General features: G+C 63.9%; 20 protein-coding genes. 14 read left to right on the forward strand and 6 right to left on the reverse strand.

What is annotated here, in order from left to right:
* The first annotated feature begins 99 nt into the window (after positions 1-99).
* From rimP to pnp, 8 genes are all read left to right on the forward strand, one after another.
* Positions 100-855 carry a ribosome maturation factor RimP gene (rimP, locus tag QA640_RS00205; RefSeq protein ID WP_283043073.1) on the forward strand — a complete coding sequence of 252 codons (756 nt, stop codon included), beginning with the start codon at positions 100-102 and terminating at the stop codon, positions 853-855.
* A 2-nt stretch (positions 856-857) separates the two neighbouring features.
* Positions 858-2,468 (forward strand): transcription termination factor NusA, encoded by a 1,611-nt coding sequence (nusA, locus tag QA640_RS00210; protein WP_283038805.1) that lies wholly within the window; start codon positions 858-860, stop codon positions 2,466-2,468.
* A 24-nt stretch (positions 2,469-2,492) separates the two neighbouring features.
* Positions 2,493-3,176, forward strand: a complete 684-nt coding sequence (locus QA640_RS00215) for an RNA-binding protein (protein WP_283038806.1) — start codon at positions 2,493-2,495, stop codon at positions 3,174-3,176.
* A 69-nt stretch (positions 3,177-3,245) separates the two neighbouring features.
* A complete protein-coding gene (gene infB / locus QA640_RS00220) occupies positions 3,246-5,927 on the forward strand; it encodes a translation initiation factor IF-2 (RefSeq protein WP_283038807.1) in 2,682 nt (893 codons plus the stop codon).
* A 157-nt stretch (positions 5,928-6,084) separates the two neighbouring features.
* Positions 6,085-6,528, forward strand: coding sequence for a 30S ribosome-binding factor RbfA (gene rbfA, locus QA640_RS00225; RefSeq protein ID WP_283043074.1), 444 nt, complete (start codon positions 6,085-6,087; stop codon positions 6,526-6,528).
* The gene (gene truB, locus QA640_RS00230) at positions 6,525-7,652 is read left to right on the forward strand and encodes a tRNA pseudouridine(55) synthase TruB (protein WP_283038808.1); all 1,128 of its coding nucleotides are present in this window, start codon (positions 6,525-6,527) and stop codon (positions 7,650-7,652) included. Before rbfA ends, truB begins: the two co-directional genes overlap by 4 nt.
* A 2-nt stretch (positions 7,653-7,654) precedes the next feature.
* Positions 7,655-7,924 carry a 30S ribosomal protein S15 gene (gene rpsO, locus QA640_RS00235; protein ID WP_283038809.1) on the forward strand — a complete coding sequence of 90 codons (270 nt, stop codon included), beginning with the start codon at positions 7,655-7,657 and terminating at the stop codon, positions 7,922-7,924.
* Positions 7,925-8,302: 378 nt separating this feature from the next.
* Positions 8,303-10,465 (forward strand): polyribonucleotide nucleotidyltransferase, encoded by a 2,163-nt coding sequence (pnp, locus tag QA640_RS00240; RefSeq protein WP_283038810.1) that lies wholly within the window; start codon positions 8,303-8,305, stop codon positions 10,463-10,465.
* A 74-nt stretch (positions 10,466-10,539) separates the two neighbouring features.
* On the opposite strand, the gene katG is transcribed toward pnp, so the two are convergent.
* A complete protein-coding gene (gene katG / locus QA640_RS00245; protein ID WP_283038811.1) occupies positions 10,540-12,696 on the reverse strand; it encodes a catalase/peroxidase HPI in 2,157 nt (718 codons plus the stop codon).
* A 114-nt stretch (positions 12,697-12,810) separates the two neighbouring features.
* Here katG and QA640_RS00250 point away from each other — a divergent pair, with 114 nt between their 5' ends.
* The 3 genes from QA640_RS00250 (at position 12,811) to QA640_RS00260 (ending at position 14,937) form a co-directional block, all read left to right on the forward strand.
* Entirely contained in the window at positions 12,811-13,749 is a 939-nt protein-coding gene (locus QA640_RS00250; protein ID WP_283038812.1) for a hydrogen peroxide-inducible genes activator, read from the forward strand.
* A 24-nt stretch (positions 13,750-13,773) separates the two neighbouring features.
* Positions 13,774-14,229: a GNAT family N-acetyltransferase gene (locus QA640_RS00255; RefSeq protein ID WP_283038813.1), complete on the forward strand. Its 456-nt coding sequence runs from the start codon at positions 13,774-13,776 to the stop codon at positions 14,227-14,229.
* 111 nt (positions 14,230-14,340) lie between these two features.
* Complete coding sequence (locus QA640_RS00260) at positions 14,341-14,937, forward strand: glutathione S-transferase family protein (RefSeq protein WP_283038814.1); 597 nt, start codon at positions 14,341-14,343, stop codon at positions 14,935-14,937.
* Between the two features lie 109 nt (positions 14,938-15,046).
* On the opposite strand, the gene fabI is transcribed toward QA640_RS00260, so the two are convergent.
* The 3 genes from fabI to fabA form a co-directional block, all read right to left on the reverse strand.
* Positions 15,047-15,847 (reverse strand): enoyl-ACP reductase FabI, encoded by an 801-nt coding sequence (gene fabI / locus QA640_RS00265; protein ID WP_283038815.1) that lies wholly within the window; start codon positions 15,845-15,847, stop codon positions 15,047-15,049.
* A gap of 149 nt (positions 15,848-15,996) precedes the next feature.
* Positions 15,997-17,220 (reverse strand): beta-ketoacyl-ACP synthase I, encoded by a 1,224-nt coding sequence (gene fabB, locus QA640_RS00270; protein WP_283038816.1) that lies wholly within the window; start codon positions 17,218-17,220, stop codon positions 15,997-15,999.
* A gap of 47 nt (positions 17,221-17,267) precedes the next feature.
* Entirely contained in the window at positions 17,268-17,789 is a 522-nt protein-coding gene (fabA, locus tag QA640_RS00275; protein WP_283038817.1) for a 3-hydroxyacyl-[acyl-carrier-protein] dehydratase FabA, read from the reverse strand.
* 352 nt (positions 17,790-18,141) lie between these two features.
* On the opposite strand from fabA, the gene irrA reads away from it, so the two are divergent.
* Positions 18,142-18,633 (forward strand): iron response transcriptional regulator IrrA, encoded by a 492-nt coding sequence (gene irrA / locus QA640_RS00280; protein WP_283038818.1) that lies wholly within the window; start codon positions 18,142-18,144, stop codon positions 18,631-18,633.
* A 178-nt stretch (positions 18,634-18,811) separates the two neighbouring features.
* Here irrA and QA640_RS00285 read toward each other — a convergent pair whose 3' ends face one another.
* Entirely contained in the window at positions 18,812-19,339 is a 528-nt protein-coding gene (locus QA640_RS00285) for an SH3 domain-containing protein (RefSeq protein WP_283038819.1), read from the reverse strand.
* Between the two features lie 324 nt (positions 19,340-19,663).
* On the opposite strand from QA640_RS00285, the gene QA640_RS00290 reads away from it, so the two are divergent.
* Positions 19,664-20,665 (forward strand): D-glycerate dehydrogenase, encoded by a 1,002-nt coding sequence (locus QA640_RS00290; RefSeq protein ID WP_283038820.1) that lies wholly within the window; start codon positions 19,664-19,666, stop codon positions 20,663-20,665.
* Positions 20,666-20,876: 211 nt separating this feature from the next.
* Positions 20,877-21,677: a phytochelatin synthase family protein gene (locus tag QA640_RS00295; RefSeq protein WP_283038821.1), complete on the forward strand. Its 801-nt coding sequence runs from the start codon at positions 20,877-20,879 to the stop codon at positions 21,675-21,677.
* 254 nt (positions 21,678-21,931) lie between these two features.
* Here the strand turns inward: QA640_RS00295 and moeB are convergent, their stop codons facing one another.
* Positions 21,932-22,735 carry a molybdopterin-synthase adenylyltransferase MoeB gene (gene moeB, locus QA640_RS00300; RefSeq protein WP_283038822.1) on the reverse strand — a complete coding sequence of 268 codons (804 nt, stop codon included), beginning with the start codon at positions 22,733-22,735 and terminating at the stop codon, positions 21,932-21,934.
* Between the last annotated feature and the right edge of the window lie 162 nt (positions 22,736-22,897).

Genomic DNA, 22,897 nt, shown 5'->3' on the forward strand with positions numbered 1-22,897 from the left:
CGACGACGAGATCGGGCGGCCTTCTGTGGAGGCCGACCGGCCCCACGAGTTCCCAACGTAAAGCAAGCGTTAACCATAAGAACCATCTTGACCGCTGATATGATCGAACCGAGCACTGGTTCCACGGATGCCGAGCTGTTGGCCGAGCCGCGGCTCGTGGTCGAGCCGGGCGTGGCCGCGCGGGTCTCGGCGATCGCGAGTCCCGTCCTGCAAGGCATGGGATATCGCCTGGTGCGGATCCGCATCTCCGGGGAAGCCGGCTGCACGGTCCAGGTCATGGCGGAGCGGCCGGACGGCTCGATGCAGATCGAGGATTGCGAAGCGATCTCGCGGGCGCTGTCGCCGGTGCTCGACGTCGCCGACCCCATCGACCGCGCCTATCGGCTGGAGATTTCCTCGCCGGGCATCGACCGGCCGCTGGTGCGCCGCTCCGATTTCGAGCGCCATCTTGGGCATCTGCTGAAGATCGAAATGGCCGTCGCCCACGACGGACGAAAGCGCTTCCGCGGCACCATCGCCGGCATCGAAGGCGACCGCGTTCGCATCACGCGCGACGACGTCAAGGCCGGCGAGGACGCCGACGTTCTCCTGGTGATGGAGGATATCGGCGAGGCGCGGCTGGTCCTGACCGACGAGTTGATCGCGGAGTCCATGCGCCGTGGCAAGGCCCAGGAGCGCGAGATGCGTCGCAATCTCGGCCTGGAGCCGCCGCAACCGGCGCACGCCAAGATCAGCGAAAAAACGACCAAGAACACCAAGCCGAAAAAGAAGCCGGCACCGAAGAACACCAAACAACATCGCCTGGCCGCCGAACGTGCGCGGCGTGGCGAAATCGAGCCTGACGAAGGAGACTAGCCATGGCAGTCAGCGCCAATCGACTTGAATTGCTGCAGATCGCCGACGCCGTTGCGCGCGAGAAATCGATCGACCGCGGCATCGTCATTGCCGCGATGGAGGACGCCATCGCGAAGGCGGCGCGCGCCCGTTACGGCAGCGAGACTGACGTTCACGCCGAGATCGACCCCAAGAAGGGCGAGCTTCGGCTGTCGCGCCACATGCTGGTCGTCGACAAGGTCGAAAACCATTCCAACCAGATCTCACTGGTCGACGCGCAGCGCGCCAATCCCGGCGCCCAGGTCGGCGACACCATCGCCGACACGCTGCCGCCGCTGGAATACGGCCGCATCGCCGCACAGTCGGCCAAGCAGGTCATCGTGCAGAAGGTGCGCGAGGCCGAGCGCGACCGGCAGTACCAGGAATTCAAGGATCGCATCGGCGACATCGTCAACGGCGTCGTCAAGCGCGTCGAATATGGCAGCGTGATCGTCGATCTCGGCCGTGGCGAAGCCATCATCCGCCGCGACGAGATGCTGCCGCGCGAGGTGTTCCGCAACGGCGACCGCGTCCGCGCCTACATCTTCGACGTGCGCCGCGAGACTCGCGGCCCGCAGATTTTCCTGTCCCGCACCCATCCGCAGTTCATGGCCAAGCTGTTCGCGCAGGAAGTGCCGGAAATCTATGACGGCATCGTCGAGATCAAGGCGGTGGCCCGTGACCCCGGCTCGCGCGCCAAAATCGGCGTGATTTCCCGCGATTCCTCGGTCGATCCGGTCGGCGCCTGTGTCGGTATGCGCGGCTCGCGCGTGCAGGCGGTGGTGAACGAATTGCAGGGCGAGAAGATCGACATCATCCCCTGGTCGCCCGACATCGCGACCTTCGTGGTCAACGCGCTGGCTCCGGCCGAAGTGTCCAAGGTCGTCATCGACGAGGACCGCGAACGCATCGAGGTCGTGGTGCCCGACACCAACAACCAGCTGTCGCTGGCGATCGGCCGCCGCGGCCAGAACGTCCGCCTTGCCTCGCAGCTCACCGGCTGGGACATCGACATCCTGACCGAGCAGGAGGAATCGGAGCGCCGCCAGGCAGACTTCGAGAACTCCACCCGCGTCTTCATGGAATCGCTCAACGTCGACGAGGTGGTCGGTCAATTGCTGGCGTCCGAAGGCTTCACTTCGGTCGAGGAACTGGCGATGGTCGACGTCAAGGAACTCGCCGGCATCGAAGGTTTCGACGAGGAGACCGCGCAGGAGCTGCAGAACCGCGCGCGCGAATATCTCGAACAGCAGGAAGCCGAGCTCGAGGCCAAGCGCAAGGAGCTCGGCGTCGAGGACGCCGTGAAGGACGTGCCGGGCGTCACCTCGAAGATGCTGGTGAAGTTCGGCGAGAACGACATCAAGACGGTCGACGACCTCGCCGGCTGCGCCACCGACGATCTGGTCGGCTGGACCGAGCGCAAGGAAGGCGGCGAGCAGACCAAGCATGCCGGCGCGCTCGATGGCATCGACATCTCCCGCGATGATGCGGAGGCGATGATCATGCAGGCGCGCGTCAAGGCCGGCTGGATAACCGAGGCCGACCTCGCCAAGCCCGCTGAAGACGCCGAGGCGTCCGAACAGCAGCCGGCTTAAGGACGATCAGGAGATGTCGCCCGGATGCTTGCCAGCACTGACCCCGAACTCGACCACGGACCGCGGACCGAAAGGTCCGCGACCATGCGCATGTGCGTGGTCAGCCGAAAGGTCCGGCCGATCGACGAGCTGATCCGCTTCGTCGTTTCACCCCAGGGCGATATTGTTCCCGACCTCAAGCGCAAGCTGCCCGGCCGGGGCATGTGGATATCGGCCAGCCGGCAGGCGGTTGCGCAAGCCGTGCACCGTCACCATTTCAGCAAGGCTTTCAAGCGCAATTTGCGCGTCCCGCCGACGCTTCCCTCCGACACGGAAACGCTGCTGGTTCGGAGTGTGACCGAGGCGCTCGCGATTGCCACCAAGGCAGGCCAGGTCCTGGCGGGCTTCGCCAAGGTCGAGGCCGCCCTGAAAGAGGGAACGGTCGCGGTCCTGATCCACGCCAGTGACGGAGCCCAGGACGGAATTCGCAAATTGGACGCCCTGGTGCGGCAAAACGAGCGGAATCGCGACGAGAAGCCACAAATTCCCGTCGTCACCGCGTTGAAATCGGCAGAATTGGATTTGGCACTAGGCAGGTCAAATGTGATACATGCTGCGCTGCTCGCGGGCCCGGCGAGCAGGACATTCCTGTCACGTAGCCAGGTGCTGGTCCGATACCGGCTGGCGGACGATGACGAGACTGCCGAAAAGCGCGGCCAGGATTTCTGAAGACAACGACGACCGGTATGACAGTGCGGCAACGCACAACGATAACAAGATCAGGATTAGGACTGCTGAATGGTTGATACCAAGACCCCTGGCGACAAGAAGCTGAGCGTTCCGAGCAAGACGCTGACGCTCAAGCCGCGCGTCGAAACGGGCACCGTGCGCCAGAGCTTCAGCCATGGCCGCAGCAAGCAGGTTGTGGTCGAGAAGCGTGGCAAGCGCCGGATCGGAGACACCGGTCCTGAGCCGCACACCCCTGAGGTTTCGAAGCCCGCGCCGGCCGCGCCCCCTGCGGCGCGCCCCGCTCCGGCGGCCGCGCCGCGCAGCGCCAATTCCGGCGTCGTGCTGCGCACCCTGACCGAGGACGAGCGTTCCGCCCGTGCCAGCGCGCTGGCCGACGCCAAGCTGCGCGAGATCGAAGAGCGCCGCCAGGCCGAAGAGGAAGCCCAGCGCCGCGCCATCCGCGAAACCGCCGAGCGCGCCGAGCGCGAGGCCGCTGAAGCCCGCCGCAAGGCCGAGGACGAACGTCATCGCCACGAGGACGAAGCCAAGCGGAAGGCCGAGATCGAGGCCAAGAAACGTTTTGGCGAAGGCGAGCAGCCCGCCTCGCAACAGGCCCGCGCACCCGCGGCCCGTCCCGCGACGACTCCGGGGGCCCGTCCTGCCACGGCACCGGGGGCTCGGACCACCAACGCGCCGGGAACCACCACGACGCGACCGGCCGCTCCGGCTGGCCGCGCACCGGCGGTTGCGGCCGAAGCGGATGAGGACGAGGCTCCGCGCCAGATCCGTCGCGGTCCCGGCGGCGCCATGCGTCCTGCAGCTGCGCCCAAGACCACCCACAAGCCAGGTCCGCAGAAGGAGCGCGGCCGCCTGACGGTCGTCACCGCGCTCAATGCCGACGACGTCCGCGAGCGCTCGATCGCCTCGTTCCGCCGCCGCACCCAGCGCCTGAAAGGCCACGCCTCGAACGAGCCGAAGGAAAAGCTGATCCGCGAGGTGACTATCCCGGAGGCCATCACCATCCAGGAACTCGCCAACCGCATGTCCGAGCGCGCGGTCGACGTCATTCGCATGCTGATGAAGCAGGGCGCGATGCACAAGATCACCGACGTGATCGACGCCGACACCGCGCAGCTCATCGCCGAAGAGCTTGGCCACACGGTGAAGCGTGTTGCCGCCTCGGACGTCGAAGAAGGCCTGTTCGACGTCGTCGACGATTCCACCGACACCGAGCCGCGTTCGCCTGTCGTGACCGTGATGGGCCACGTCGACCACGGCAAGACCTCGCTGCTCGACGCGCTCCGTCACGCCAATGTGGTCTCGGGCGAAGCCGGCGGCATTACCCAGCATATCGGCGCCTATCAGGTCTCCTCGCCCGAAACCGGCAAGAAGATCACCTTCATCGACACGCCCGGCCACGCCGCGTTCACCGCGATGCGCGCCCGCGGCGCCAAGGTCACCGACATCGTGGTGCTGGTGGTTGCGGCCGACGACGGCGTGATGCCGCAGACGGTCGAGGCCATCAACCACGCCAAGGCCGCGCGCGTGCCGATCATCGTGGCGATCAACAAGATCGACAAGCCCGATGCCAAGCCCGAGCGCGTGCGTACCGAACTGCTTCAGCACGAAGTGCAGGTCGAGTCGTTCGGCGGCGAAGTGGTCGACGTCGAGGTGTCAGCCAAGAACAAGACCAATCTCGACAAGCTGCTGGAGATGATCGCGCTGCAGGCCGAAATCCTCGACCTGAAGACCAATTCGGAGCGTCCGGCCGAGGGCACCGTGATCGAAGCCAAGCTCGATCGCGGCCGCGGTCCAGTCGCGACCGTGCTGGTTCAGCGCGGCACGCTTCGTGTCGGCGACATCATCGTCGCCGGCGCCGAAATGGGCCGCGTCCGCGCGCTGATCTCCGATCAGGGCGACACGGTGCAGGGGGCAGGTCCGTCGGTGCCGGTCGAAGTGCTCGGCTTCAACGGTCCGCCGGAGGCCGGCGATCGTCTCGCGGTGGTCGAGAACGAAGCCCGCGCCCGCCAGGTCACCAGCTATCGCGCGCACCAGAAGCGCGAGAACGCGGCTGCCTCGATTTCCGGGATGCGCGGCTCGCTCGAGCAGATGATGTCGCAGCTGAAGACCGCGGGCCGCAAGGAATTCCCGTTGATCGTCAAAGCCGACGTGCAGGGCTCGCTGGAAGCGATCCTCGGCTCGCTCGAGAAGCTCGGCACCGAGGAAGTCGCAGCCCGCATCCTGCATGCGGGCGTCGGCGGCATCTCGGAATCCGACGTCACGCTCGCGGAAGGCTTCAATGCCGCGATCATCGGCTTCTCGGTTCGCGCCAACAAGGAGGCGGCGGCCGCCGCCAAGCGCAACGGCATCGAGATCCGCTACTACAACATCATCTACGACCTCGTGGATGACGTGAAGAAGGCGATGAGCGGCCTGCTCGCGCCGACCCTGCGCGAAACCATGCTGGGCAATGCCGAGATCCTGGAGATCTTCAACATCTCCAAGGTCGGCAAGGTCGCCGGCTGCCGCGTCACCGACGGCACCGTGGAACGCGGCGCCAATGTGCGCCTGATCCGCGACAACGTCGTCGTGCACGAAGGCAAGCTGTCGACGCTGAAGCGCTTCAAGGACGAAGTGAAGGAAGTGCAGGCCGGTCAGGAATGCGGCATGGCCTTCGAGAGCTACCACGACATGCGCGTGGGCGACGTGATCGAGTGTTATCGAGTGGAGACGATCCAGCGCTCCCTGTAAGTCCAAATCTTACCGAAGCGCCTGGATCTTTTTGAACTGAAATTGCGAGAGCGCGATGGCCGGATTCATTCCGGCCATCGACGTCTCATTCGTTTCGACATGACAAATGACAATGCCCGTGTCCCATCACGGGCATGACGAGGTGATTTTTCGGACAATGCCCCGCCACCATCAGAAAAAGAGTTCCGCGCCCGGCGGCTCGCAGCGGCAGCTGCGCGTCGGCGAGCAGGTCCGCCATGCGATGGCCGATATTCTGGCGCAAGGCAATGTGCATGATGCGGACCTCGAAGGCCACATCATCACCGTGCCGGAGGTACGGATGTCGCCGGATTTAAAGCTCGCGACCATCTACGTGATGCCGCTCGGCGGCCACGACACCGAGCGCGTGATTGCCGCACTCGATCGCAACAAGAAATTCCTGCGCGGCGAAGTCGCGCGGCGCGTTAACCTGAAATTTGCACCTGACATTCGCTTCCGCGTCGACGAGCGATTCGACGAAGCGGAACGGATCGAGAAATTATTGCGAACGCCTGCGGTGCAAAAAGACTTGGACAAGGATCTGGAGCAGGATCCGGATTCGGATCGGGAAGAAGAGCGATGATGATGGACCCGGCTTACGGCGCAATCGGCACCGAAGACGCTGATTCGGGCGACGTACAGAAAAATAATTTTGCCGAGCTGCGCGCAGACGCCACGCCGCATTCGCAGGAGCGCCGCGTCAACAACGATCCGCGCGCCAAGCAGCAGAAGCAGCAGAAGAACAATCAGCCGCGCCGCGACCGGCGCGACGTGCACGGCTGGGTCGTGCTCGACAAGCCGATCGGCATGACCTCGACGCAGGCCGTTGCGGTGGTGAAGCGCCTGTTCCAGGCCAAGCGCGCTGGCCACGCCGGCACGCTCGACCCGCTCGCCTCCGGCGGCCTGCCGATCGCGCTCGGGGAGGCCACCAAGACCGTCCCCTTCGTGATGGACGGCCGCAAGCGCTACCGCTTCACCGTCTGCTGGGGCGAGGAGCGCGATACCGACGATATCGAGGGCCAGCCGACCGCCACCTCCCACCAGCGCCCGACCCGGGAGGCCATCCTCGCGCTGCTGCCCCGGTTCACCGGCGTGATCGAGCAGGTCCCGCCGCGTTATTCCGCAATCAAGGTCCAGGGCGAGCGTGCCTACGACCTGGCGCGCGACGGCGAAGTCGTGGAACTCGCCCCCCGTCCGGTCGAGATCCACCATTTATCCCTTGTGGATCAACCAGATAACGATCGAGCCGTGTTCGAGGCCGAGTGCGGCAAGGGGACCTATGTCCGCGCACTGGCCCGGGATATGGGCCGGATTCTCGGCGCTTTTGGCCATATCTGCGCGCTGCGGCGGACCTTGGTCGGCCCATTTGGCGAGAACGACATGATTCCGCTGGATCAGCTGGAGGCTTTGTGCCATAGAGCCGCGTCCGGCGAGGGCAGCCTCGCCGACGCGCTTTTGCCCGTTGAGACCGCGCTGGACGACATCCCGGCACTGGCCGTCACTCGGGCTGATGCGGCAAGGCTCCATCGGGGCCAGGCCGTTTTGTTGCGCGGACGGGATGCGCCCACTTGTAGCGGCACAGTCTATGTCACGGTGGCAGGCCGGCTTCTCGCGCTTGCCGAAGTTGGCAATGGCGAAATCATCCCCAAGCGTGTGTTCAACCTGACCGGCCTGACTGCCAGCACCGGTCGCAACGAGAGAAATTGACGATGTCGATTGCCGCAGAACGCAAAGCGGAAGTCATCAAGACGAATGCCACCAAGGCCGGCGACACCGGCTCGCCCGAGGTCCAGGTCGCGATCCTTTCGGAACGCATCAACAACCTCACGAACCATTTCAAGACCCATGTGAAGGACAACCATTCGCGCCGCGGTCTCCTGAAGCTCGTGTCGACGCGTCGTTCGCTCCTCGACTACCTGAAGAAGAAGGACGAGGCGCGGTACAAGGCGCTGATCGAGAAGCACAACATTCGTCGTTAAGAGCTCTTGCGCGCGCCACCGGCGCGCGTTTTTGCGCGTGGTTTCGAACGAAAGCACTTTTATCAAGGTTTTTGATCGAGGCTCACGCGCATGTCGGGTGCGGGCCAATACCGATTCGCATCCGGGCATGAGGGTCGAAGGCCGCGATTCGGCGTTCGCGCTCATGCCGACTGACCAGTCCAGCAGCAATCCGGCGGCTGGGCGCAACGGGCAAGGCGCCCGTATGACCCGAAAGGATGGACGCCATCCGAAATCCAAAAACCATGGCAGGATCGCAGGACGCTGATCATCCGTTTCGATCAGCGTCCCGCAATCTTGCGCATGGTTTTTGTTTTTCGACGCGCCCCTTCTTTCGAGAACCCATGAAAGAAGACATCTATGTTCAATAAGCATTCAGTCGAGATCGACTGGGGCGGACGCCCTCTCAAGCTCGAAACCGGCAAGATCGCACGTCAGGCCGACGGCGCCGTCGTCGCGACCTACGGCGAGACCGTGGTGCTCGCCACCGTCGTCGCGGCGAAGGCGCCGCGCGAAGGCGTCGACTTCCTGCCGCTGACCGTCGACTACCAGGAGAAGGCCTATGCCGCGGGCCGCATTCCCGGCGGCTATTTCAAGCGCGAGGGCCGTCCGACCGAGAAGGAGACGCTGGTCTCGCGCCTGATCGATCGTCCGATCCGTCCGCTGTTCGTCGACGGCTGGCGCAACGAGACCCAGGTCATCGTCACCGTGCTGTCGCACGACATGGAAAACGATCCCGATATCGTGGCAATGGTCGCGGCGTCTGCCGCCCTGACATTGTCCGGCGCGCCCTTCAAGGGCCCGATCGGCGCTGCCCGCGTCGGCTTTGCCAATGACGAATTCGTTCTCAACCCGACGCTTGACGAGATGACCGACACCCAGCTCGACCTCGTCGTCGCCGGCACCGCCGACGCGGTGCTGATGGTGGAATCGGAAGCCAGGGAGCTCAACGAGGACATCATGCTCGGCGCGGTGATGTTCGGCCACCGCCACTTCCAGCCGGTGATCAAGGCGATCATCGAGCTCGCCGAGAAGGCCGCGAAGGAGCCGCGCGAGGTCACCACGATCGATAATTCGGCGATCGAAAAGGAAATGCTCGGCCTGATCGAGCAGGAGCTGCGCGCTGCCTATGCGATCCCGCTCAAGCAGGAGCGCTATGCTGCGGTCGGCGTCGCCAAGGAAAAGGTGATGGCCCACTACTTCCCGGAAGGGCAGGAGCCGAAATACGACAAGCTCCGTGTCGCCGGCGTGTTCAAGGAGTTGGAAGCCAAGATCGTTCGCTGGAACATCCTCGACACCGGCAAGCGCATCGACGGCCGCGACGTCAAGACGGTCCGCAACATCGTCGCCGAAGTCGGCGTGCTGCCGCGCGCCCACGGTTCGGCGCTGTTCACCCGCGGCGAGACCCAGGCGATGGTCGTGACCACGCTCGGCACCGGCGAGGACGAGCAGTACATCGACGCGCTGTCGGGTACGTACAAGGAAACGTTCCTGCTGCACTACAACTTCCCGCCCTACTCGGTCGGCGAAACGGGGCGCCTCGGCGGCACCAAGCGTCGCGAAATCGGCCATGGCAAGCTCGCCTGGCGCGCGATCCATCCCGTGCTGCCGCCGCATCACGAATTCCCCTACACCACGCGCGTGGTGTCGGAGATCACCGAGTCCAACGGCTCGTCCTCGATGGCGTCGGTCTGTGGCGCCTCGCTCGCCCTGATGGACGCCGGCGTGCCGTTGAAGCGGCCGACCGCGGGCATTGCGATGGGCCTGATCCTCGAAGACAAGCGCTTCGCGGTTCTCTCGGACATTCTCGGTGACGAGGACCATCTCGGCGACATGGACTTCAAGGTCGCCGGTACCGACCAGGGCATCACCTCGCTCCAGATGGACATCAAGATCGAGGGCATAACCGAGGAGATCATGCGCGTCGCCCTTGGCCAGGCCAAGGAAGGCCGCATTCACATCCTCGGCGAGATGGCCAAGGCCCTGACCGCGGCCCGCGCCGAGCTCGGCGAATACGCGCCGCGCATCGAGACCTTCAAGATCCCGACCGACAAGATCCGTGAAGTGATCGGCACCGGCGGCAAGGTGATCCGCGAGATCGTCGAGAAGACCGGCGCCAAGGTCAACATCGAGGACGACGGCACCGTGAAGGTCGCCTCCAGCGACGGCGAGGCGATGAAGGCCGCGATCAAGTGGATCAAGTCGATCGCATCCGAGCCCGAAGTCGGCCAGATCTATGACGGCACGGTCGTCAAGGTGATGGAGTTCGGCGCCTTCGTGAACTTCTTCGGCTCCAAGGACGGCCTCGTCCACATCAGCCAGCTCGCGGCCAGCCGCGTGCAGAAGACCACCGACGTCGTCAAGGAAGGCGACAAGGTCAAGGTCAAGCTGCTCGGCTTCGACGACCGCGGCAAGACCCGCCTGTCGATGAAGGCGGTCGACCAGCAGACCGGCGAGGACCTCGAGGCCAAGCAGAAGGCCGCCGAGGGCCAGCAGGCTCCGCGCGAAGCGGCCGGCGAGTAAATCTCTCCGCATCAGAAGCACGAAGGGCGGCCTCTCGGCCGCCCTTTTTGTTTGTTTGCTGACGCTTCGAACGATCAGGCGATGTCGAACCGGTCGGCGTTCATCACCTTGGTCCAGGCCGCCACGAAGTCCTTGGCGAACTTCTGCTTCGCATCCGCGCTCGCATAGACTTCGGCGAAGGCGCGGAGCTGGGAGTGCGAGCCGAAGATCAGGTCGGCGCCCGTTGCGGTCCATTTGACCGCATTGGTCTTGCGGTCACGTCCCTCATACGCGCCGTTGCCGGTCGGCGCCCACTGCGTGCTCATGTCGAGCAGGTTGACGAAGAAGTCGTTGGTCAGCGTGCCCGGCTTCGCCGTGAAGACGCCGTTCTTCGAACCACCTGCGTTGGCGCCGAGCACGCGCAGGCCGCCGACGAGAACCGTCAACTCGGGCGCGGTGAGCCCCAGCAGCTGCGCCCGGTCCACCAGGGCTTCTTCCTGCTTCAGGAACTGATGCTTGCCGCTGACATAGTTGCGGAAGCCATCAGCCCGCGGCTCGAGCGGCGCGAAGGACGGAACGTCCGTCTGCTCCTGCGACGCATCCATGCGACCCGGTGTGAAGGGCACCTTCACGTCGATGCCGGCGTCCTTCGCAGCCTTCTCGACCGCGGCGCCACCGCCGAGGACGATGAGATCGGCAAGCGAGATCTTCTTCTTGCCTGCGCCAAACTCCTTCTGGATCGCTTCGAGCTTGCCGAGCACCTTGGAGAGCTGGGCCGGCTGGTTGACCTCCCAGTCCTTCTGTGGAGCAAGACGGATGCGCGCGCCATTGGCGCCACCACGCTTGTCGGAGCCGCGGAAGGTCGAGGCCGACGCCCAGGCCGTGGAGACCAGTTCGGACACTGAGAGGCCTGAAGCCAGGATCTTCGTCTTCAGCCCTGCGACGTCCTGCTCGCTGACGAGCTCATGATCGACGGCCGGAATTGGATCCTGCCAGATCAGCGTCTCCTTCGGCACCAGCGGGCCAAGGTAGCGCGCGAGCGGACCCATGTCGCGGTGGGTGAGCTTGAACCAGGCGCGGGCAAAGGCGTCCGCGAACTGGTCGGGATGCGCAAGGAAGCGCCGCGAGATCTTCTCATAGGCCGGATCGAAGCGCAGCGAGAGATCGGTCGTCAGCATGGTCGGCACATGCTTCTTGGACTTGTCGAACGCATCCGGAATGACCGCCTCGGTCGTCTTGGCCTTCCACTGCTGCGCGCCGGCCGGGCTCTTGGTCAGCTCCCATTCGTGACCGAACAGGTTCTCGAAGAAGTAGTTGCTCCACTTCGTCGGCGTCTGCGTCCAGGTGACTTCCGGACCACCGGTGATCGTGTCGGCGCCGATGCCCGTGCCATGCTTGCTCTTCCACCCGAGGCCCTGATCCTCCAGTGCACCGGCTTCCGGCTCAGGTCCGACGAGTGACGGATCGCCGGCACCGTGCGTCTTGCCGAAGGTGTGGCCGCCGGCGATCAGCGCGACGGTCTCCTCGTCGTTCATCGCCATGCGAAAGAACGTCTCGCGGATGTCCTTCGCCGCAGCAACGGGGTCCGGCTTGCCGTTCGGCCCTTCCGGATTGACGTAGATGAGGCCCATCTGCACCGCGCCGAGCGGCTCGGCGAGCTGGCGCTCGCCGCTGTAACGCTCATCGCCCAGCCACGTGCCCTCGGGACCCCAATACAATTCCTCCGGTTCCCAGACGTCGGCGCGGCCGCCTGCAAAGCCGAACGTCTTGAAGCCCATCGACTCCAGCGCGACGTTGCCGGCGAGGATCATCAGGTCGGCCCATGAGATCTTGCGGCCGTACTTCTGCTTGATCGGCCACAACAGCCGGCGAGCCTTGTCGAGATTGGCGTTGTCGGGCCAGCTGTTCAGCGGCGCAAAGCGCTGCTGACCGGCACCGGCGCCGCCGCGACCGTCGGTGATGCGGTACGTGCCGGCGCTGTGCCAGGCCATGCGGATCATCAGGCCGCCATAGTGACCGAAGTCGGCCGGCCACCACTCCTGGGAGTCGGTCATCAGGGCATGCAGGTCCTTGATGACCGCATCGAGGTCGAGCGTCTTGAATTCCTTGGCATAGTCGAAATCCTTGCCCATCGGATCCGACAGATCGGAATTCCGGTGCAGGACCTGAACATCCAGTTGGTTCGGCCACCACTCTCGGTTCGTGGGTGCAGGTTTTCCGCCCGTGAACGGGCATTTTGCTTGATCGTCCATGAATACCTCCTCTGGTGGCGTCGAACTTCGCGCATGACCCAGGTATTGCGACTCTAGGCGTCGCCTCTTATCAGGTAAAGTTGACTTTAATGATCGCTGCGATAGGATTTTCTGATGATAAATCTGACGCTGCGGCAGCTCCGGTATTTCGATGCGCTGGCGCGTCTCGGCCATTTCGGACGCGCGGCGGAAGCCTGCTCGATCTCGCAACCGGCGCTGTCGATGCAGATCAAGGAAATGGAGGAGACGCTCGGCGGTTTGCTGCTCGAGCGCAGCGCGCGCCAGGTCGCACTCACGCGCTTCGGCGAGGAGCTCGCCCAGCGCGTGCGCGAGATCCTGCGCTCGGTCGATGAGCTCGGCGACTTCGCGCGCGCCTCGCGCGACCGCTTTGCCGGCCGCCTGCGCATCGGCATGATCCCGACGATCGCGCCCTATCTCTTGCCCACGATCACCAAGAATCTCACGCGCCTGCATCCGGAGCTCGACATCCGCGTGCGCGAGACGATGACACCCAAGCTGATCCAGGAGCTGACGGAGGGCCGGCTCGACACCGCGATCGTCGCCCTGCCGGTCTCCGAACCCTCGCTGACCGAAGTTGCCCTGTTCCAGGAAAAATTTTTGCTGGTGCGGCCGAGCACGGACGAGGGAACGCCGGTGCCCTCACGCGAGATGATGCGCGAGATGCGGCTGTTGCTGCTCGAGGAGGGACATTGTTTCCGCGACCAGGCGCTGTCGTTCTGCAACATGCAATCGGCCCCGCCGCGCGAGATGCTTGATGCGAATTCGCTGTCGACGCTGGTCCAGATGGTCAGCGCCGGCATCGGCGTGACCTTGATCCCGGAAATGGCCCTGCCGGTGGAGACGCGATCCGCCTCCGTCTCAGTCGCACGCTTTGCCGATCCGCAGCCCTCGCGCACCATCGGCATGGTCTGGCGCAAGACCAGTCCGTTGGCGCGGCAGCTCCTGCAAATCTCCGAGGTGGTATGCCTGTCGGCCGGCAAGGTGCGCGCGCGGCATGCGGCGAGCGCCATGCCGCGCAATCCCAGGGCCTGATCAGCTGGCGGCAGACCCATCCCCATGTCCAGTCCAGTCATCCGTCCCGCCGAGCCGCACGAGTACGACGAGATCGCCCGCGTCTGGATGGAGAGCTGGGTCTCGACCGGCTTGGCGGAGGCGAGCAATTTCCTGCTCGCGAACCTGCGCGCGCGCGTGCGGCGCGAGATCGAGGATGGTTGTAGCCTGTTCGTTGTCGACGACAACGGCACGATCGCCGCCATGCTGGCGCTGCATCTGCCAAAACTCTATCTCGACCAGCTCTTCGTCGCACCAAGCCATCAGGGCCGCTCGCTCGGCCGGCAGTTGCTCGCCTTCACGCGGACGCAGTTGCCCGACGAAATCGTCCTGCGCTGCGTGCGCGAGAACGAAAAGGCGTGGCGCTGGTACGAGCGTGAAGGATTCGTGTTCGAGGGGGAGGAAGTGAATCCGATGAACGGATTCATGATGAAGTGCTATCGCTGGAAAAGGCACAGTTGACCAACATCTCGCATGGAGCACGGACTGCCGTCCCAGCCGTAGCGACTTGCCAAGTTGCACAAGACGCGCGATGCAACGATGTCATCTCGTCCCGATGAAAGGTTCCGCTCCATGATCAAGCTCTACTGGTCGCCCCGCTCGCGTTCCTTCTCTGCGCTCTGGCTGATGGAGGAAACCGGCCTGCCCTATGAGCGCGTGCTGACCGACATCACGACGGGCGCTCAGAAGGCGCCGGAGTACTTGAAGATCAATCCCATGGGCAAGGTGCCGGCCCTGGTCGATGGCGAAGCCGCGCTCGGCGAGGCGGCTGCGATCTGCGCCTATGTCGCCGATCGCTACCCGGAGACGAAGCTCGCGCCGATGCCTTCCGATCCGCGGCGCGCGCGATACCTGCAATGGCTGTTCTTCGGGCCAAGCTGCATCGAGCCCGGGTTGATCCAGATCTTCACCAAGCTCGAAGTGCCCACCTCCACCGCGGCCTGGGGCAGCGCGACGCAGGTGTTCGACGTCCTCGACGCCGCACTGGCAAAGGGGCCATGGATTCTTGGCGACGAGTTCACGGCCGCCGACATCGTGATCGGATCTGGGCTGAACTTTGCCGTGCGGATGTTCAAAATGGTGCCGCCGCGCACCTCATTCGACGCCTATATCGCCCGCTGCGTGGCGCGGCCGGCCTTCCAGCGCGCAGAGAAGATCGCAGCGGGGTGAGGCGGCGTTGAGATTTGTAGCGTGGGCAAAGGCGCGGTGCCCACCATGTCTCCGCGACGCGATAAAAGCGGTGGGCACGCTTCGCTTTGCCCCCCTACGAACTGGCGGCTTACTCTGCGGCCTTCAAGTCTTCCGGCTTCGGCATCAGGATGATGTTGTAGCCGGAATCGACGTAATGCACCTCGCCGGTGACGCCGCCCGATAGCTCCGACAGCAAATACAGCGCCGAGCCGCCGAGCTCATCGAGCGTGACGCCGCGGCCGAGGGGCGAATGCTTTTGCTGGAATGCGAACATCGCGCGGGCCTCGCCGATGCCGGAGCCGGCGAGCGTGCGCACCGGCCCCGCGGAGATGGCGTTGACGCGAATGCCGCGTGGACCGAAATCGGCGGCGAGGTAACGCACCGAGGCTTCCAGCGCCGCTTTCGCGACACCCATGACGTTGTAGTTCGGCATCGCGCGCATCGATGCACCGAAGGTCATTGTGATCATGGACCCGCCCTGCGGCATCATATCGGCGGCGCGCTTGGCGATTTCCGTGAAGGAGAAGCAGGAGATCACCATGGTGCGCGAAAAATTCTCGCGGCTGGTGTCGGCGTAGCGGCCCTTCAGCTCGTTCTTGTCGGCAAAGCCGATCGCGTGGATCACGAAATCGAGTTGGCCCCACTTGGCGCGCAGCGCCTCGAACAGCGCATCGACGCTGGCGATGTCCTCGACGTCGCAAGGCAGCACGGTGTCGACACCAAGCGCCTCTGCGAGCGGCCTGACCCGCTTGCCCTGCGCGTCGCCCTGGAAGGTGAAGGCGAGCTCGGCGCCATGGGCGTGCAGCGTCTTGGCCATGCCCCAGGCGATCGAGTGATCATTGGCGATGCCCATGATCAGACCGCGCTTGCCTTTCATCAGACCTTCCATCGCCCGGTGGCTCCCATCATTCCGAGATCATCGCCCACGCAGACAAGCGATCAGCTATTGCAGAGGCAGTCGTTATAGGCCGAGAAGCCGCGGCGTACCGGATGCCCCGCAAGAGCGGGGCATGACCGTGCCCAAGGATCAATCCAGGATCACGCATCCAGCCGGCTGAACACCAGCGTGGCGTTGGTGCCGCCGAAGCCGAACGAGTTCGACAGCACGGTGCCGATCCTGGCGTTGTCGATGCGCTTGCGCACGATCGGCATGTCGGCGAACACCGGGTCGAGCTCCTGGATGTGCGCGCTCTCGCAGATGAAGCCATTGTTCATCATCAGGAGCGAGTAGATCGCTTCCTGCACGCCGGTCGCGCCCAGCGAATGGCCGGTCAGAGCCTTGGTGGCTGAGATCGGCGGGCACTTGTCGCCGGCGCCGAACACATTTCGGATCGCCTCGATCTCCGGCGGGTCGCCCGCCGGCGTCGAGGTGGCGTGTGGGTTGATGTAGTCGACCTTGGTCTTCACGGTCGACATCGCCATGCGCATGCAGCGCTCCGCGCCTTCGCCCGACGGAGCGACCATGTCATAGCCATCCGACGTCGCGCCATAGCCGACGATCTCGCCATAGATGCGCGCGCCGCGCGCCTTGGCGCGCTCGAGCTCTTCCAGCACCAGCACACCGGCGCCGCCTGCGATGACGAAGCCGTCGCGATTGACGTCATAGGGACGGGAGGCGGTGGCGGGCGTGTCGTTGTATTTCGAGGACATCGCGCCCATGGCGTCGAACAGCACCGACAGCGACCAGTCCAATTCCTCGCAACCGCCGGCGAAGATGACGTCCTGCTTGCCGATCTGGATCGTCTCATAGGCATTGCCAATGCAATGGTTCGACGTCGCACAGGCCGACGAGATCGAATAGTTCACGCCCTTGATCTTGAACCAGGTGGCGAGCGTCGCCGAGGCAGTGGACGACATCGCCTTCGGCACCGCGAACGGTCCGACGCGCTTCGGCCCCTTGGAGCGGGTGATGTCGGCGGATTCGACGATGGTGCGGGCCGACGGTCCGCCGGAGCCCATGATGATGCCGGTGCGGATGTTGGAGACGTCGTCGGGCCCAAGACCGGAATCCTGGATCGCCTGCTCCATCGCGATGTGATTCCACGCCGCGCCCTGGCCGAGGAAGCGCATCGCGCGCCGGTCGATCACCGTCGCGGGATCGAGCGTCGGCGCACCCGCTACCTGCGAACGGAAGCCGAGCTCGGCATATTTCTCTGCCCGCGAGATGCCTGACTTCGCCTCGTGAAGGCTCGCAAGCACTTCCTGGGTGTTGTTTCCGATGGACGAGACAATGCCCATCCCGGTGACCACAACCCGCCTCATGACAGCCTCGTCCTAATCGTTATCGTCTTTCAGTGATGCGCTTTGCGTCAGCCCAGGCTCGTGCCCTGCTTGAACAGGCCGACCTTCAGGTCCTTGGCGCGATAGATAATCGCGTCATCGACCGAAAGCCACCCGTCGGCGATGCCCAGCACCAGCTTCGAGCGCATCACGCGCTTGATGTCGACGTTGTACACAACCTTGCGGGCCTCGGGCAGCACCTGGCCGCCGAACTTCAACTCGCTCAGCCCCAGCGCGCGTCCGCGGCCCTCGCCGCCGATCCAGCCAAGGTAGAATCCGACCATCTGCCAGAGCGCGTCGAGGCCGAGACAGCCCGGCATCACCGGGTCGTTCTTGAAATGGCAGCCAAAGAACCAGAGGTCCGGCTTGACGTCGAGCTCGGCCCGCACCAGTCCCTTGCCGAATTCGCCGCCATTATCGGAAATTTCCGTGATGCGGTCGAACATCAGCATCGGCGGCAGCGGCAATTGGGCGTTGCCTGGGCCGAACATCTCGCCGCGGGCACAGGCCAGCAAATCCTCGTATTCGTAACCGTTGCGCCTGTTCAGCATCCCGGAGCCTCTGTTCAAATCCCGATGGGGCAGTTTTGGCGAGAATGGCCCCGTTTCTCGACGGAAGGAGCGCCCTTCGCCGTCGTCAGGTGCGAAAACCGCGCGACCGGACGGACCGCGGGCCAAGCCTCGTTGAGCCCGGCTGCGCCAAAAGCGGTTAAGCGGGACCGCGCGCTCTCTATCATAGGCCCTTCCGCCGTCAAAGCGCCCTTTACTGGGTAAAATGATCGCATTCCGTCCCGGTTCCGGAACGACTTAGAACCACTCTAGTTGCGAGAAACTTGCACCTGCATCTATCCGTCCATATATTGCAGAACAATAGTGTTTTTCCACGCGTGCCCTGAAATCGGAAATGAGCGATAGCGCCCCGAACCAACACGACGAAACCGCCCATTCCGCGTCCCTGCACTCCGGACGCCAGCCGGCCTTGACCGGCTGCCCGTGGCACGACGTCAACGAAATGCTCCAGGCTGCCGGGCTTCGCCCGACGCGCCAGCGAATGGCGCTGGGCTGGCTGCTGTTCGGCAAGGGTGCGCGGCACCTGACCGCCGAAATGCTCTACGAGGAAGCGACGCTGGCCAAGGTTCCGGTGTCGCTGGCGACCGTCTACAACACGCTGAACCAGCTCACCGACGCCGGTCTGCTGCGCCAGGTCAGTGTCGACGGCACCAAGACCTATTTCGACACCAACGTCACCACGCACCACCATTATTATCTCGAGAACAGCCACGAGCTGGTCGACATTCCCGACCCGCATCTGGTGCTGTCGAAGATGCCCGACGTGCCCGAGGGCTACGAGATCGCACGCATCGATATGGTCGTGCGCCTGCGCAAGAAGCGCTGAGATTTTCCTGAATCGATCTGAGATCGTCATGGCCGGGCTTTGTCCCGGCCTTTGTCATTTTCGGCGTCATTTCGGAATGGTGCGATAGCACCAGATCCGGAATTTCGAGATCCTGTGGTGCGCAATTGCGCACCACAGTTCGATGCTCACGCATCGCCCAGGGATGACGCCTTCGGCGTCAGTTCACCAACTCGTCGGCGTAGACGCCCCAGAGCCGTTCCTGCTGGATCCAGCCGTCAAAACCGTTGCCCGTGACGTGGCACCAGCCGGTAATGCATTTCTTGACCTGGGCGACGACACCGGCCTGAAGCTTTGCTGCAATCGCGCTCTCGGTATCGGCGCGATCATAGATCGGCGCGAGATCGTCCTTGTGCTTCATGGTCACGACGGCGGTGCGTCGCCCTGACAGCAATGAATGATAGACCCAACCCTCGGCGCCTTCGGAATCCCGCACCCGCCGCCAGTTCTCGAATTCGGCGGTGATTTCGACCGGCAGGCCGGCGCGGGTGTAGACCCAGGCCACGTCATTGTCCTTGGTCGGTCCGGCGCGGACATTCACATGGTCGGATTTGAGGCTGACATAGCGCGGCACGGGAAGGCCGCTCGCAGTTTGAACCGCATCCTTGGCGGAATGTCCGGGGCTGACCGATGCGCCCAGCCAACCCAAGACGAGCGCCACCACCGACCAAAAACGCCCCAACGCCATCACGACCCGTCTCCTGCCGGAACCCGGCGCGAGCCGAATTCCGCGAATTGCTTCCAAATCCATGCCGCATGTCCCTCTCCCCGCCCCACGCGGATCTTTCCCGGGCTCTGCGGTGGTTCTTGTCTTGGCCCGGCCATCTGCTAGAGAGGACGAGCGTCAAACAAACCAGTTTGGCCCGATTTTCCGGCCGGAAATGTCGGGAGAGCTTGAAGGAAACGCCGGGGACGATGCGGCAGGGCCAGTGTCGAACAACCGGGTTAATGAGGTCTGAACGGTAAGCCTTTGACGACAGAGGCGACCAGCGACGCCTCATGAGAGCAGGACATGTCGGTCAAGAAAAAACCCCTCGTCGTCGTGACACGCAAGCTGCCGGACTCCATCGAGACGCGCATGCGCGAATTGTTCGACGCCCGGATCAATCTTGACGACACCCCGATGTCGCGAGAGCAGATCGCGGAGGCCGCGCGCTCCGCCGACGTGCTTGTTCCGACCGTGACCGACCAGATCAACGCCGACATCATCAATCAGCCCGACTGCAAGCTTCGCCTGATCGCGAATTTCGGCAACGGTGTCGACAATATCGACGTCGAGGCGGCGCACGCGCGCGGCATCACTGTCACCAACACGCCGAAGGTACTGACCGAGGACACCGCCGACATGACCATGGCGCTGATCCTCGCGGTGCCGCGCCGGCTGATCGAGGGCGCCTCGGTGCTCACGGAAGGAAAACCCTGGGCGGGCTGGTCGCCGACCTGGATGCTCGGCCACCGCATCGGCGGCAAGCGGCTCGGCATCGTCGGCATGGGCCGCATCGGCCAGGCCGTCGCGCGTCGCGCGCGGGCCTTCGGCCTGCAGATTCACTATCACAACCGCCGCCCGGTCGCTCCGAAGATCGCCGACGAGCTCGGCGCGACCTATTGGGAAAGCCTCGACCAGATGCTGGCTCGCATGGACATCATCTCGGTGAACTGTCCGCACACGCCCGCGACCTACCATCTGCTCTCGGCGCGGCGGCTGAAGCTGATCCGGAAAGAAGCCTATATCGTCAACACCGCGCGCGGCGAGGTGACCGACGAGGACACGTTGATCAAGCTGATCGAAGCCGGCGAGATCGGCGGCGCCGGCCTCGACGTCTACGAGCACGAGCCTGCGGTCAATCCGAAGCTGGTGCGGCTCGCGAAAGCCGGCAAGGTGACGCTGCTGCCGCATATGGGCTCGGCCACCATAGAAGGCCGCGTCGACATGGGTGAGAAGGTGATCATCAACATCCGCACCTTCCTCGACGCCCACAAGCCGCCGGATCGCGTGCTGCCGAGCATGCTCTAGAGGCGCGGCGGGCCAAGGGCCTGTACTGATAAACGCAGCTTCCGAGGGTAAAGCGGAAGTCGTCCCACTTGGCCGTCATCAACGGCTTGCGTGAACCATAGGCGACTTTGGTCTCCTGAGTCGCAAAAACGTGGCAACATTTCTGCTGTAACCGGCCTTTGGGGCTCGATAGATTCGTTTCGGTCGGGCTTCCAAGAAATAGGAGGTAGCCATGTCACATCTCGCGCGAATTGCACTCGCGCTCTTGCTAGCGACGGCACAACTTCCGGCAACATTTGCGCTAGATAATGCACCGGCGACCATTTCTCAGCAGCTTGTGCCATTCTCGTCCGATGAGGGGCTTGCGCTGCTGGCCCGCTCCACTGCAAAAGTGGACTTTCCCGCCCTTGCCAATCAGTTCGAAGCGGAGGCGAACAGCGCATTCTGTGGACCCGCGTCTGCCGCAATTGTGCTCAACGCCGTTCGAGGTCGGAGCGCTGATCTACCACGGGACCGGAGCCGATTGCATTCAGAAGACCTTAAGTACATTCCGAGCGCTTACGATCCCACTATTCCCCGCTTCACACAGGACAACGTAATCACCAAAGGCCTGAAGACCCGCGCGCAAGTTCTCGGCGAGCCGGTGACGATCAATGGAAAACAAGTCCAGGATTTCGGCTATCAGATCCGTCAGCTCGATGAGATGCTGAGGGCGAATGGTCTCACGACCAGGCTTGTCATCGTTGATGACAGCAAGCCCGAGCAGGATATTCGGACTGACTTGGTTGATAACCTCAAGCGTCGGAATGACTATGTGATCGTCAACTACCAACGCAAGGCCGTAGGTCAACAGGGCCCCGGACATATCTCGCCGCTTGGCGCATACGACGCTGAATCTGACTCATTCCTTATCCTTGACGTCAACCCTGCGAGCGCTGGCTGGGTGTGGATGCCAACTGCGACCCTCGTTAAGGGGATGCGCACTTTCGATACCGTTGAGAATCGCGGGTATATTCTTGTTGAGACCCCTTAAAAGCGTTCTTCACTTCGCGTCGATGAAACGGAAACTTCCACACATGGCCGATCGCGGCGGAAATGCGCTTCCTCGCATGTCAGCGGTCAGGGTGAGAGTGGACACCTTGCGCTCATGTGAGTTTTGTCCCTCGTGACCCAAGGCGGACCTTAGTTAGCCGAAGCCGCCGGATCGCGTGCTGCCGAGCATGCTTTGACGTTCAGCCGCGCCGCTCCTCATGGACAGCGGCCGCTCGCGCGCTGGGTGGCGTGCCCCTACTCGCGGTGGATGCTCAGATCGTCGAACACGGGCCCATCGCCGTTGAGCGGATTGGCCGGATCGCGTGCGTAGCGCAATGTCTCGAAACGCATCGCGCGCGCATCCAGCATCAGGAGACGGCCGACCAGGCCCTCGCCAAAGCCGACGATCTCGCGGATCGCTTCCAGCGCCATCATCGAGCCGAGCACGCCGGCGAGCGCACCCATCACGCCGGCCTCCGAGCAGGCCGGCACGGTGCCGGGCGGCGGCGCTTCCGGGAACAGGCAGCGATAGGTCGGATTGAATTCGCCGGCTTCGTTCTTTTCATGCGCGCGGATCGTTGTCAGCGAACCGTCGAAGGTACCGAGCGCGGCCGTGATGAGAGGCTTCTTCGCAAAGAAACAGGCATCGGAGACCAAATAGCGCGTCGAAAAATTATCAGAGCCGTCGAGCACGAGATCGTAGTCGCCGATCAGATTCAGCGCGTTATCGGCATTGAGCCAGGTGGCATGGCCGACGAAGCGTACATGCGGATTGAGCGCCGCGATCCGCTCCGCTGCGCTCTCGACCTTGTGCCGGCCGATATCGGGCGTCGTGTGGATGACCTGGCGCTGAAGGTTGGAGAGCGACACGACGTCGTCATCGACCACGCCGAGCGTGCCGATGCCGGCGGCGGCAAGATACATCAAGGCCGGCGCGCCGAGCCCGCCGGCCCCGACCACCAGCACGGAGGCCTGTTTCAGCGCGGCCTGGCCCGGGCCGCCGACATCGCGCAGCACGATATGGCGGGCATAGCGTTCGAGTTCGTCGGGACTCAGCATCGTCGTTCTTCGTCCTTTCAACCCCTCATGGTGAGGAGCGCGGAACGCGCGTCTCGAACCATGAAGGCCGAGCTGCAGCAGCAGTGGCCTCCATCCTTCGAGACGCTTGCGCCAGCTCCTCAGGATGAGGGTCTGACCTCGGAAGTTGGCCTGAACCACCCC

This window comes from Bradyrhizobium sp. CB82 (genome assembly GCF_029714405.1).
In the GTDB taxonomy this organism is placed as follows: Bacteria; Pseudomonadota; Alphaproteobacteria; order Rhizobiales; family Xanthobacteraceae; genus Bradyrhizobium.